Source organism: Enterococcus sp. DIV2453a, from assembly GCF_050533535.1.
In the GTDB taxonomy this organism is placed as follows: Bacteria; Bacillota; Bacilli; order Lactobacillales; family Enterococcaceae; genus Enterococcus; species Enterococcus faecalis.
This window is the reverse complement of sequence record NZ_CP172899.1, coordinates 277,722-291,482: the sequence shown is the minus strand read 5'-3', so window position 1 is coordinate 291,482 and position 13,761 is coordinate 277,722. Positions and strand designations below refer to the sequence as shown.

Annotated in this window: 10 protein-coding genes; 2 read left to right on the top strand and 8 right to left on the bottom strand. The window is 38.8% G+C overall.

Features of this window, described 5'->3' with window-relative positions; all coding sequences use genetic code 11:
• Positions 1-7: 7 nt before the first annotated feature.
• The 7 genes from IGK03_RS01485 to fdrA all read right to left on the bottom strand — a co-directional run bounded on the left by IGK03_RS01485 (position 8) and on the right by fdrA (position 9,980).
• Positions 8-1,429, bottom strand: coding sequence for a hypothetical protein (locus tag IGK03_RS01485; RefSeq protein WP_002383665.1), 1,422 nt, complete (start codon positions 1,427-1,429; stop codon positions 8-10).
• Positions 1,429-2,490: an ureidoglycolate dehydrogenase gene (gene allD, locus IGK03_RS01480; protein ID WP_002413499.1), complete on the bottom strand. Its 1,062-nt coding sequence runs from the start codon at positions 2,488-2,490 to the stop codon at positions 1,429-1,431. Before allD ends, IGK03_RS01485 begins: the two co-directional genes overlap by 1 nt.
• An 89-nt stretch (positions 2,491-2,579) precedes the next feature.
• A complete protein-coding gene (locus tag IGK03_RS01475; RefSeq protein ID WP_002361159.1) occupies positions 2,580-3,800 on the bottom strand; it encodes a dicarboxylate/amino acid:cation symporter in 1,221 nt (406 codons plus the stop codon).
• A 6-nt stretch (positions 3,801-3,806) separates the two neighbouring features.
• Positions 3,807-4,745 carry a carbamate kinase gene (arcC, locus tag IGK03_RS01470; RefSeq protein WP_002355252.1) on the bottom strand — a complete coding sequence of 313 codons (939 nt, stop codon included), beginning with the start codon at positions 4,743-4,745 and terminating at the stop codon, positions 3,807-3,809.
• A 134-nt stretch (positions 4,746-4,879) separates the two neighbouring features.
• On the bottom strand, positions 4,880-6,133 hold the full coding sequence (locus tag IGK03_RS01465) for an MFS transporter (RefSeq protein WP_002355251.1): 1,254 nt from the start codon (positions 6,131-6,133) through the stop codon (positions 4,880-4,882).
• 9 nt (positions 6,134-6,142) lie between these two features.
• Positions 6,143-6,976: a DUF2877 domain-containing protein gene (locus tag IGK03_RS01460; RefSeq protein WP_002355250.1), complete on the bottom strand. Its 834-nt coding sequence runs from the start codon at positions 6,974-6,976 to the stop codon at positions 6,143-6,145.
• On the bottom strand, positions 6,969-9,980 hold the full coding sequence (fdrA, locus tag IGK03_RS01455; protein ID WP_002355249.1) for a DUF1116 domain-containing protein: 3,012 nt from the start codon (positions 9,978-9,980) through the stop codon (positions 6,969-6,971). The genes IGK03_RS01460 and fdrA overlap by 8 nt, the downstream gene beginning before the upstream one ends.
• A 122-nt stretch (positions 9,981-10,102) precedes the next feature.
• Here fdrA and IGK03_RS01450 point away from each other — a divergent pair, with 122 nt between their 5' ends.
• Entirely contained in the window at positions 10,103-11,695 is a 1,593-nt protein-coding gene (locus IGK03_RS01450) for a PucR family transcriptional regulator (RefSeq protein ID WP_002355248.1), read from the top strand.
• Positions 11,670-12,482 carry an alpha/beta hydrolase gene (locus tag IGK03_RS01445; RefSeq protein ID WP_202334744.1) on the top strand — a complete coding sequence of 271 codons (813 nt, stop codon included), beginning with the start codon at positions 11,670-11,672 and terminating at the stop codon, positions 12,480-12,482. The genes IGK03_RS01450 and IGK03_RS01445 overlap by 26 nt, the downstream gene beginning before the upstream one ends.
• A gap of 38 nt (positions 12,483-12,520) precedes the next feature.
• Here the strand turns inward: IGK03_RS01445 and IGK03_RS01440 are convergent, their stop codons facing one another.
• Complete coding sequence (locus tag IGK03_RS01440; protein ID WP_202334743.1) at positions 12,521-13,732, bottom strand: amidohydrolase family protein; 1,212 nt, start codon at positions 13,730-13,732, stop codon at positions 12,521-12,523.
• Positions 13,733-13,761 lie beyond the last annotated feature (29 nt).

The following is a 13,761-nucleotide window of genomic DNA, read 5'->3' as shown; positions in this document are numbered from 1 at the left end:
TTGTTTTTTATCCAAAGATTAAACCGATAACTAATAATAGTACAGAGGCAATACTTAACCATTTCACGTTTCCTTTAACAACATCCAAAATTGGAATTTGGAAGCCTGAAGATAAAGCTTGCATAGTAATATTAACGAAACTCATTTGACTACCTAAACCAACACCCATTGCTACAAAACCTAATGCTAACGGCGGGAAGTTCAACGATACAGCAACTGGTAGCACTAAAGTTAAAACAGAACCCACGTAGGCCCCAGCTGGAATCCCAATTAAAATCCCTGTTAAAATGGCAACTGGCACGACAATAAAGGCTGGTGCATTTTCAGCAACACCTGCGATGACAGCAAACGTTCCTGTTTGTGCAATAACATTAATAAAGGCTAAGAAAATCCCTACTTGGAATAAACGAGTCAAAATATATGTAGACCCATCTACCATCGCTTCGACAGATTTGTTCATTGAGAAATCTGTACATAAGAAAATTAAAACTAATGTTAAAATCATGTATACAAGTGGCGTAAAGAAGGCAAAACCAATTAAATCATTCACAATTGGTCCGAAAATTACAGCAAACAATAAGAAAATGGCTGGCAAGGTAATTTTAAATAATTCACCATTGCTCTTTTTATCAAATTCATCATCTGCCGACTCTTTAAAGCCAACATTTCTATGTTTCGTTCCCCAAAAGGCTAACACAATCGCTAATGCTACGAAGAATAACCAGTAAGGTCGCATGGTTGAAACATATGAACCGACACTGATATCGCCTAATTTTGAAACAATACTTGATTCTAATGAAGCGGGTGATGTTGTAAATGATACCGCAGCAGCTAAAGACATTGCTGCAATTAATTCAGGAACAACGCCAACTGCAGCAAAGGCCAATGGCGCAATAACCATCGCACTTCCGCCACCAATTCCTGACATATATGTGGCTGCGGCTAATAAGATAACAATAAAAGCTGAAACATACTCGACTTTTCCTTTTGTGCCTCGTTTGGCTAAAGTTAATGCAGCTGAATAACTACCTGCTTTAAAGACCGCCATCGCAACAGCTGAATTAATGATGGGAACGGTAATTCCTAACATCATTGGGATAGCTTCCAACATCTGTTTATTCGCTTCTTCTAGTCCAATGCCACCAATCAGCATCGCTAAGACGCCACCAATTAAACCAGCGATAATCATATCGACTTTCATAAACAATAGAACCAAAACAACAATCAATGGAATAATCACAACTAATGCCATGATTCCTGTCGGGGCAACTACATCCCCAATCTCATCAGCAAAGGCCGCAACTGGCACAAAAATACTAACTAAGAATGCAAAAATAAGTGCTACTTTTGACGATTTTTTCATTTTACTTTCCTCCAATAGAAAGAAGGCGAGAGCAACGCAGCAGCGAATACTCTCTGCGCTCCTCATTATTTGGCAAAGGCACCTTGCCCGCCATATTTATCGTAATGTACAATCTCACTAACTAAATAATCATAAATACTTTGTGGAATTTCAATGCCTTCTGACATGGCTTTTTGATAGTTTAGCTGACCAATTTCTCCTGGATAGTAAACTTGTTGAAACCCTTCTGCTGTAGGCACACTATGAAGTTCTTCCACCATTTGATTAATATTTTCTTTAAATCGTTCAGAATCTGTAAAGCGGCTTGGATCAATGACTAAAAACATCTGACCCAGATTCCGTTTCTCCGTTAAATCCGCATACATGGAGCTGACATGTTTGCCAAAAGGTAAGCCTAACAACGAACCAGCTAAGACATCGACCATCATCATTAGTCCATATCCTTTTGGTCCTGAAATCGGCAATAAACCTCGTACTTCATAAGGATCAGTCGTTGGCTGGCCTTTTTCGTCTACTGCCCATGTGTCGGGAATTTCAACATCTCTTGAACGTGCATCTAAAATTTTCCCCCAAGCCTGTACTGTCGTAGCCATATCAAACACGACTGGTTCATGACCTGCTCTAGGTGCTGCAAAAGCGATTGGATTTGTTCCAAAATAATTGCTTGTACCACCAAACGGTACCACCATTGGATCAGATTGACACATCGAAAGAGCAACCATGCCTTGTTCCGCTGCTTTTTTAACATAATACGATAACGTCCCGCTATGACTCGTTTGAGAAACGCCAACATATGCTAACCCTGATTCTTTGGCTAGGTCAACTGCAGCAGCTAATGCTTCGTTACAAACAAATTGACCCACGCCATTATCGCCATGAAAAATGGCAGTGGACGGTCCAGTTTTTTCAAATGATAATTCGGGATCAATCGTGATCCCGCCTTTTGCAATCCGTTCCGCATAATAATCCATACGAACCGCACCATGTGAATGAATACCGCTAGCATCTGCAAAAGTTAAATGTCGAGCAACTTCTTCGGCATGTTCAGAATGTAAACCAGCAGCTTCTAATTTTTGTTTCATCAGCTTTTCTAATTTCTCCGGTGTAACGACAACCATTTCTTCCATTGCGCTTGCTCCTTTATCATTAATCTTAAAAAAGGGAAAGAAAACAAGTGATTTTCTTCTTCGTCCTTGCATTTCCTCCCCTTTTTTCACTACTTATTGCTACTGTTAAAGACAGTATAGTCAATTTCATCCACTGATTTTGCAACTAGAATAGCAGAGTAAACATCTGAATTGACATTTAAAATTGTTCGTAACATGCCAACAAACCATTCGACGCCTGCAAAAATTGCAATACTCTCAATGGGTAAACCCATTTGCGGAACAATCACTGCCAGTGAGACTAAGCCCGCACCGGGAACAACTGCGTTTGCTAGTGAGACAAACGTTGCTGTAATTGCTAAGTAAATCATTTTCGTAATATCAAACTCTAGCTGATACATCTGAGCGATAGTCATTACAGTAAAAGCCATATGCATCGCTGAACCGTTACTGTTTAACGACATACCTAACGGCAACACTAAGTTAGTAATTCGCTTACTTAAACCTAATTTTGTTTCTGTTTCTTCCAAAGCTACTGGTAAAGTAATTGCTGAAGAAGTTGTCGCCAAGGCCATCACAGACATATTTTTCATGTTTGTAATTAAACGTAGTGGACTTACTTTACAGTACAATGTGATAACCAAAATCCAGATGCCCAAAAATAAAATAGTTCCTAATCCATAGACCAATAGATACTTCACTAACGGTAAAATAATTTGAAGGCCTAAGTGACTAATTGTTGAAGCAATTAAAGCAAAAATCCCCAGAGGTGCTAGATACATGACGTATCGAATGACTGTAATGATAACTTCATTAAAGTCCACAATTATTTGGAAGAGTTGTGTCTCTGGATGGCTTTGTAAGTATTTATTCAGTGCTAAACCAAAAAATAATGCAAAGACAATAATTTGAATAATCGATCCTTGAGTCAGTGAATCAAAAATATTTTTCGGAACGAAATTTAAAATCGTATCAGTGATTGAGATTTCTTGCGCTTTAATAGAAGCATCTTGGAAGCCAGTCATTTTAACACCGTATCCTGGATTAAAAATGACTGCCATTAGGACGCCCCATAAAGCGGCAGCTAAGGAGGAAATCCCGAAAACAGCGATTGTTCTACCCCCAAGGCTCGTTAATTCTTTTGGATTAATACTGCCAACTGCTTGGACAATTTGTCCTAAGATCAAGATAGGAATAGCCATTTGCATCAGTCGCAAAAAGACATCTCCAACTATTTTCAAGTAATTGCCGCTAGCAGGAATCAAGAGTCCTACGAGGATTCCTACGACAACAGCAATTGCAATTTGGGTGATCATGGACGGTTTTTTCATGGTAAACTACCCCTTTTGACTGATCACAGTTCCTGCTTCTTTATCGATGTTTTCTAAGTTTTCGATAGAAGTAATGATTGCTTTCCGTTTGTCATCACCTTTTACGAAGTCTAAGGCAGCTTCGATTTTTGGTAGCATACTACCAGCAGCAAAGTGACCTTCTTTAATGTATTCTTCTGCTTCGGCTACACTGATTTGTTCTAATGCTTTTTGATCTGGTTGATTGTAATTAATGTAGATGTTATCAACGCCTGTCAAAATAATCAAACGGTCTGCATCAACGTTTTCAGCTAAAACACGTGCAGAGAAATCTTTGTCGTTAACCGCTTCCACACCTACGTATTGTCCGTCTTCTGCTACGACCGGAATGCCCCCGCCACCAGAACAGATAGTTAAAACGTCCGCCTCTACTAAAGCACGAACCGCCTCTTTTTCAACAATTTCTTTAGGCATTGGTGATGGAACAACTTTTCGGTAGCCACGGCCAGCATCTTCCACATACGTAGAGCCATCTTTGGCTGCTTCCGCGTCAGCTTCTTCTTTTGTATAGAATGGACCAATTGGTTTGGATGGTTTTTTAAACGAAGGATCTTCTTTGTCCACACGCACTTGCGTAACTACAGAGATAACTGGTTTAGCAATGTTACGTTTTTCAAACTCATTAGTTAAAGCATTTTGTAACCAGTAACCGATGCTTCCTTGTGTCATCGCAACACAAGTATCCAATTTCAACGCTGGATTTTTTTCACTTTCGCCTGCTTTTTGTTGTAAAAGCAAATTCCCTACTTGTGGTCCGTTTCCGTGACAGACAATGACTTGTTCCCCTTTGGCAACAAATTCTGCAATATATTTGGCCGCGTGATTAACGACGGCTTTTTGGCCTTCATCTGTTGGATCCGTATCTAAAATAGCATTCCCACCTAGGGCAATTACGTTTAAACTCATTGATTGATTCGCTCCTTTTTAGTAAAGCAAAGACAAAATCTTTTCAGTATCGACGGATAAGAAATAATTTGTTTACGAAATGAAAGATTTTGTCTTGCTCATTTTGATTGTTTCAGTCATTATCGAAGGGATAATTAACCTAATTTCGGTTTACTTTCATCTTTAGCTAAGAAAGCAAAAGCTAGTAAACCAATAACTAATAGTACACAAGAAAGATAGAAGCCAACTTGCATTGAGCCTGCTGTATCTGCTAAATATCCTGTGACATACGGTGCTAGGATTGACCCTGACATCCCGATAAAATTATAGGCACTTAACGTTGTTCCTAAGGCCGCTTTTGGTGCATGTTTGGTAACAAAAGTCACCATAATTGGATCTAACGCTAATTTCCCTGTTAACCCATAAAGAATTAAAACAGAAATTAACAATGTCCGATTTGTTACAAAAGCAATCGCAAAGACAGATAGGATTGCTAAAGGTACTAATGTAAAGACTAATTTTTTCGTCGCACCTGTTTTATCATTCAAACGAGCGAAGATTAAGGCGCCTGGAATAGAGGCCCATGGTACAAGTGATGAAATGAAACCAACGCTCGCTCCTGTAAAGCCACGTTCAGCAATTAAAAATTGTGGCAACCAAGTAATAATGACAAAGTTTGCATAAATACTTGTGAAACATAAAATAAATGCGGCTAATAAATTACGATTTGAGAAAATTTCTTTTAATGAGATCTTTTCTTGCGGTCCTTCTTCAGCAGCTGCTCGTGCAGCTTCTTCACCAGGACGAATCACTTTTTCTTTCAAAATTGTATAGAAAAGAATTCCTACGATAAACGTTGGAATCGCCATGATAAAGAATGGTTTGCTCCAATGTTCACCATTTTCTAAAACCAACTTACTTGAAAGTAGGTACCCACCTGATGTACCGAAGGCCATCCCACTATTGATGATGGCATTACCGATGGTCCGTTTACTTGCTGGAATCGCTTCTGTCGATAGCGCATATTGCGGGCCATAGTAAGCTCCTTGACCAATACCAGCAATTGCACGAATGACTAAAAACATAACAAAGGTTGTCGCTAATCCACTAAAATAAGTAGAAATAGCAAGAACGATAAACCCAACAGCAATGACTAATTTCCGCCCAATTTTATCGCCAATCATCCCAAAAGGAATCTGTGCAACAGCATAGGTTAGAAAGAAGATACTATTGGCTAAACCAAGTTGTGTGTTACTTAGACCAAATTGTTCTCCAATGACCCCCATCACTGGATTAAAAATAGTTCGTGTTGCGTACATTAAAATCCAGCCTACGAAGAAAATGGCTACGACTTTAATCCAGTAACTATTGCTCACTTGCACTGCTTGATTTTTTTTACTATTCTCCATGTCTTCTCCTCACTTCTCATCTAACTCTACAGATTGTAAAGCTAGTAACATTCCAAATGACATATCTTTACCAGAGGAATGTCCGATTTGTATAATTCTGTCAATATTTTCGTCAACTCTATTATCCCGATGGTTCTCCAAATCCAAGAGTAACTGATACAACAATGAATTTACATATCCTTTAGCCGAGCTTGCAATATAGCCTTTACTAACATCTGTTGTGGATAAATTTGCTGCCGAAAGAGTAGCGGCTAACGCCGCAGCTCTTTCATCAGCAAGTATGAACAGAATTGTTTGATACGCCACTAAAATGTCATCACCACTCGGGGTTAACCCTTTGCCCCGACCAATCAGATAATTCGTTACTTCTTGCCATTCCGATAGTGTCCAAACTTTTTGTTTTTGGCTCATTTTTTTGAAAATATGCTTTGCTCGTTCGTCTAAAGGCAGGCCAATTCTACGTTCTAAGTTTCTCGCTAATAAGCGGTCTCGCAACAAGCGTAATTGGTCTTTTTCTAACTTGAAATGAGTAATGTTTAAAGAAACGACCTCGGCAGGTGTGAGTTGGATCGTTTTCACGCCGACTGTACTGTAAAAGGTCAACTGATTTTCTGTGATTTTGACTTTATTACCTTGTTGTACATACGGAAAGATTTCTTGAAACAATTGATCTGGCAAAAACATACCAAAGCTTGATAAATAATTATGGAAGTTTGCAACATTGATTAATTGATCCTGGACTTTCAGATTAAATGAACGTTCAAAAACACTGTGAATGGTTCCCATCTTGCCATATTGGTGGATAGGAAAAATGTAGTCACTAATGACTAGTTGGTTATTCAACCGTAATGCCTAGTTTCTCAGCATACGCTTCTAGGGCTTTTTCAAAACAGCCTAGAGGTGCTCTAACTGTCCCTGCACCAATTTGACCAACACCGGCATTTTTGTGTGCAATCCCTGTATTGATGATTGGTGTAATTCCTAATTCCACCACTTTACGGATATCAATTCCTAAACAAGTTCCTTGGAAATCCCAAGTTGGAATTGAGAATGTTGGGTTGTGTCCTTCACAGATTTTTGCCATTTCATTTGAGGTTGCTAACGCATCTTCAAAGCCACCTGCACCAACAAACCGTGTTACGCCAGGTGCAGCTACCATAGCCATTGCTCCAACGCCTACTGTTTCAGTAATTGCACTATCCCCGACATCAGGATTTCCGTCTTCTTCGCTGAAACCAGTGAAGTAAAGACCTTTTGGTGTATTTACTGGTGCGGTATGCCATTGATCGCCTGTTTCTGCAATCCGGACCCCAAAGTTCACGCCGTTACGAGTCATCGTTGTGACAATCGTTCCGTTGGTATCTTTACGGGCACCATCAACAATTGCTTTTCCAGTTGCCATCATGACATTTAAGAAGAATTGATCTGTGTCAGCTAAGAATTTGATTACTTCGTATTTTTGATCTTCTGGAATATCTGTTTTGATAATTAATGGAGACAATTCTTTTAAGAAGTTCAAAGATGCGGCAATATTTCTTTGGTGGAACTCGTCACCCATTGTAATAGAGCGCGCAATCAATACGTTTAAGTTCAAGCCTTCTTCAGAAAGTTTCAAGGCTTTCGCAATAGTTGGTCCTAAAACATCTTTAATCCAATCTAAACGATCAACTACTTCTTGTGAATAAGCACCAAAACGCAATACTTTACCGATACCTTCATTCAAGATACAGTATGCTTCGTTACCTTCTAAGCGATTTTCTACAACAAAGACTGGCATATTACCAGAAGTAATACCGCCCATTGGTCCTACTGCTTTTACATGGTGACAAGGAATGAAACGTACTTCGCCAGCTTCAAAAATCTTCAAAGCATCTTCTTCATTGTCTGCCCAACGTTCGAATAATGCAGCTCCGATACAAGCACCTTTCATTGGTCCAGTCATTTCAGACCATTGGATTGGTGGTCCAGCATGAAGTAATGTTTTTTGTGCATCATCATTTAATTCTGGAATCACTGATTTTGCAGGTACCACATCTACTAAGAATGGTTGTGCATTTTTAATTTTGTCTGTTACTTTGTGATTTTCAGCTTCGATTTGTTCACTGTAATCTTCCAAAGCATCCAAAATTTTAATCATTTTTTTATTGCCGTTGGCACGCGGACGCCAGTTAAATTGAACAGTTTCGCCACCGTAATCAACGATTGATTCTGTAAAGCTTTGCAACCCAACGTTAATGATTCTTGGTTTGGTTGTTAATAGTTCCATTACTTTTTCGCCTGGTTTTGGTACATCGACAGTTGGTCCGTTGTAAGCAACCACTTCTTTATCGTCTTCTGAAATTTCGATTCCTTTTAGTAATAAAGCTAATTGAACAGCTTTAGCATTGCTTTCTGCAACTAAAACGCCGCCTTCTTTCAAACGATCAACCGACGATTGGTAATTTTGCGGATCTTTCGTCGTCCCACAAACAGTTGCAACAAAGTAAAGATCGCGTCCTGCTTCTTTGGCTGTGGCACGCGCTTCTTCAATTGCTGGTAATAACGCACCAACCATGTCTTCATGAGCACCGTAGCCTAACACCACATCGAATAAGATAATCCCCGTTTTTTCATCTTGTGCGTATTCACGAATTTTTTCGATACGAACATCTGGGTCAATCATTGGGTGCGGACGACCTTGTGTATACATATCATCGCCTAAGTCAATGACTTCATAACCGTGAGATTTCAAGACATAACCTTCTGCTTTCACTAAACCGCCAAGGTCTAAAGCTTCAGAAATTAACATACCTGCTTCAGAAGCTAATGTACCACCTGAATATAAGCCTTTTACAACTTTATCTTCTGGTAATGTTGGTACAGCTGGTTTTGCTAATGCTTCAAAGTAATTTTTCTTCACGGCCACATCATTTGCTAAATCAACAGCAATTTTAGCTGTTTCTTCTAATGTATGAGCTAGATAAACTTTGCCTTCGTGACTTGTTGGTTTTTCTCCTAAGAAAATCGCAACGACTGGTTTTGAAATGCTTTGTAATAATTCAACCACTTCATCACGAACTTCTTTTGCAGGTGGTTTAGAGATGACTGTAATCACATCGGTTGGTTCGTGATTTTCTAAGGCCACAATAGCATCTTTCACTGTGATAGCGCCTACTTTGTCGCTTAAGTCACGACCACCAGTTCCAATGGCGTGAACAACTCCGCCACCTAAGCGGTCAATAATCGTTGTAACTTCTTGAATCCCTGTTCCTGAAGCACCAACAACGCCAATGTTTCCTGGAGAAACAACATTTGTAAAGGCGATTGGAATACTTGAGATAATACCAGTTCCACAGTCAGGACCCATCATTAGTAAGCCTTTTTCATGCGCTAATTTTTTCAAACGTACTTCATCTTCAATTGACACATTATCCGTGAAAGAGAACACGTGTAAATCATTTTTTAAGGCACGTTCCATTTCTGGCGCACCATATTCACCAGGAATACTGAATAGCGCTACATTCGCCTCTGGTAAAAGATCAAACGCTTCTGACCAAGAAGTCGCTGCTTGTGCTTCTTCACTAGTTCCCTTTGCTGATAAATCATCTAAGAATTCATCAATCGCTGGCATAACTTCTTCCATGATGTTTTCTTTTTCACTGTCAACCACAATCATCATGTCGTTTGCAGATGCACTATTGGCCTCATCCGTTAACAAGTTCGTGTTGTTAAGGATGTCTTTGTTGGCATCTGTTCCCATCATGATTTGACTCATGGTTACACCATCTAATGCATTGATTTTATTGGTCAATAACATTAAGTTGATGGAGTCTTGGTAATTGTTTTTCAAAATTACTGTGTGTAACATTGTTCATCCTCCTATCTATTCCTTACAATGCTATTGTATCGAAACGAGAAAGTGTTTTCATCGGACATAATTCTAAAAAAATGGTATAATTTTTATCCATAAGAGGAAAAAAGGAGAAAACGATGAAATTAAGAGAGTTATTATCGATAGGTGACTTAAAAAAAGGTAAAATTTTGACGAAAGAGATTGGTTTAGACAATGAAGTTGACTCGGCAATGGTCTTAGAAGCGATTGATATCGAGAACTGGAGTAGAAAGAATCAGTTAATTTTGACTTCTTTCTACGCATTGCATGATCTACCCGAAAAAGAGTTGGAAAATTTTTTCGTAAAGATGCGCCGAATTGGCATCAGCGGCTTAATTTTGAAAACAGATCGATTCATTAAAATGATTCCAGAGTGGTTTATCGAATTATGTTTCAATTATGAAATTCCTTTAATTAAAATCACACAAGACATTAGCTATGAAAAAATTCTATTTACGATTTACGAGCCTTTGTTGAATTATCAGTCGCATGTCTTACGTACGTATTACGATGTGCGCCAACGTTTCACCAAATTAGAGCGCCACTACCCAACGGTTGAGACGATTATGCAAGAATTTTATGACATCATTAAATTACCCTTCGCTTTAAAAATGTTGGATAAACATCTGGAAATTAGCGATGGCGACTTACCCCATGATGCGATTGTGCTCTCAAGAGAAAAACTAAAAAACAGTGAGTTCACTAAAAATGATTACTCTCTTTTAACACTTTATTCTCATGCCAACCCCAAAAAACAGTTGGCACTAGAAGTTTCTATTTTCAATAGTTATTCCACTAATTGTTTACTTCTGGTTTATTTACAAGATGAAAAGGTTAAAGAAACGGATTTAGTGATTATCGAAAATGCGATTGATGTCTTGCAAGAAAAATTCAATACCGAAAATTTGTTAAAAAAAGAACGGTATACTCGTTTGAACAACTTAGCGGATGCTATTTTACAAAATACACCGCAAAATCCTGACGAGCTAAACAGTTTGCTTCGTGAAGTGCAAATGCAAGAACTAGATTCTTACCAAGCGATTGCTTTTTCTACCAAAGACACCAATACACAACTCATGAAAGAACGAATTATTGCCTTACTTCGTACCCTGCGTGTGAAATCCATCTTCTTTGATCAGCTAAATTATTCGGCGGTCCTTTTTAACTTCAATGAAAGTGATGGAAAAATTACAAAGCTGCAATTAAGTCGTTTATTAGCTGAACTTTTAGAAGAAAACGACACGCTTACCGTTGCCGTCAGCAGTTTAAAATCACGAGAAGGGATTAAAGAGCTACTGATTGAATGTCTGGACATTCTGCGCTTTAATGAAACTTTTTATAACGGACCAATTGTCACCTTAGCCGATATTGGGGTATTTAAAAATTTTATCCGCGAAGACCAATTGGAAAATTTAGACGAATTAATTCCTCGCGCACTTTATCAATTAGCCGAAAACAACTACGATTTATTTGAAACTTTGTACAGTTTTTTCCAAAATAATCGCAACTATAAACAGACCTCTGAAGCGATGTTTCTTCATTCAAAAACGATTCGTTATCGTTTAAATAAAGTGGAACAACTTCTTGATATTGACTTAGCCAATCCCTTGCAATTGTTAAATTATGAAATTGCCACATACATTATAAAGATGAGGAGACGTGCACTTGAAAAACAATCAAACACTCGCTAATGGCGCAACAGTTACTATCTACCCCACTACGACTGAACCAACGAACTATGTCGTCTATTTACACGGTGGCGGGATGATTTATGGAACCAAAAGTGATTTACCAGAAGAACTGAAGGAGCTGTTTACAAGCAATGGCTATACCGTTTTAGCGCTGGACTATTTGTTGGCTCCAAATACAAAAATCGATCACATCTTAGGGACGCTAACAGAAACCTTCCAATTGTTAAACGAAGAGATTATTCAAAATCAGCCCTTTGGTTTGTGCGGACGTTCCGCTGGCGGTTATTTAATGTTACAGTTAACCAAACAATTACAAACACTAAATTTGACGCCACAATTTTTAGTCAATTTTTACGGCTATACAGATTTAGAATTTATTAAAGAGCCACGAAAATTATTAAAGCAAGCCATTTCCGCTAAAGAAATAGCTACCATCGACCAAACAAAGCCTGTTTGGGATGATCCTTTTCTTTCTCGCTATCTGCTGTATCATTACAGTATTCAGCAAGCGCTATTGCCGCACTTTTACGGATTACCAGAAAATGGGGACTGGTCTGCTTACGCACTGTCAGACGAAACATTAAAAACGTTTCCCCCTTGTTTCAGTACAGCTAGTAGCTCAGACGAAGAAGTGCCGTTCCGCTATAGCAAAAAAATCGGACGGACCATTCCTGAGAGTACCTTTAAAGCGGTTTACTATTTAGAACATGATTTTTTAAAACAAACCAAGGATCCTTCGGTCATCACTTTATTTGAGCAATTGGATAGCTGGTTGAAGAAGCGATAAGCATAACAAAAAGAAGCGAGAAATCTCGCTTCTTTTTGTTATTTTTGATAAAGTGTGGTTCCTTTTACCACACTGATTTCCACCGGTGTCTGACGAGCGACAAAAGCCGCCGCACATTCTGCTTCAGTGAGTAAGTAAGTTGCTTCAGCACCAACTTGCGGCCAATTTGCTTGCCCTTGTTCGTCTAAAGTTGTGACACCATCTGTCACTAAGCCCAATAATTGGGTTAAAGCATCTTGATCTTTCACATTAAAAAGTTCACCTAAACGAGCCAATTTTTCTTGTAATGAACCATCACCATAGGGAGACCAGCAATCGTAGATATTGTCACAACCAAGATGGACATTGACTCCATGACGTAACAATTCCATAATTGGCGGAATCGTGTTAGGTGTGATTGGCACGCTGGAATTAATATGAATTTTTTCTGCTGCTAAAGCATCATAAACTTCGTCACGTTCTTCACCAATGAAATCATTTAACCCGAAGGCATGGCTGATAAATACTTTGTCTTGTAGGCCATATTCTTTCGTTAAACGGATAATTTCTTTAATCGTTGTTGTCCCAGCTTCGTGACGGTCATGTAAATGAATATCCACACCGACACCATGTTTATCTGCTAAGCGGAATGTTTCAGCCAATGATTTTTTGTAATCACCATCTAGTGAATAAGGATCCACGCCACCAATAAAATCGGCACCTTTTGTCAATGCTTGATCAACTAATTCAACGGAATCTGAACGTAGTAAGCCGTGCTGTGGAAAGACGACAATTTCTACCGCAAATGGTTTCGTTTGGGCCAACGCTTGGACTTCATCAAAATAACGTAAGTCTGTCATCGGTTCCACGTCGACATGTGTTCTGAAAGCTGTCGCGCCATGTGGTAATTCTAAGTCAATTAAATGATTGGCGCGTTCTGTTAAAGAAAGTTCTAAACTATCTAAATAAGGAATTTCTGCTTCGACACGTTCCACAATTGACTTCGCTGGCGTCACCGGATACCACGGAACGCCTAGTTTACTTTTATCAAAGTGACAATGTTTTTCAATCAAACCTGGTAAAATCAATTGATGGTGACCATCAATAATTGTCAACCCAGGTTCTTCTACCAATTCTTCATTGGGGATGATTTTCGTAAATACTCCATCTGTTATTTCAATTGCCACTTCTTTGGTTACTGTCCCAGATAACCAGTCACCTTCTTTTTGATACCCTGTTTCAATTCGAACATTTTTTAACCAATAATTCATGCTTTCCTTCACTCCTACCTGTATTTATT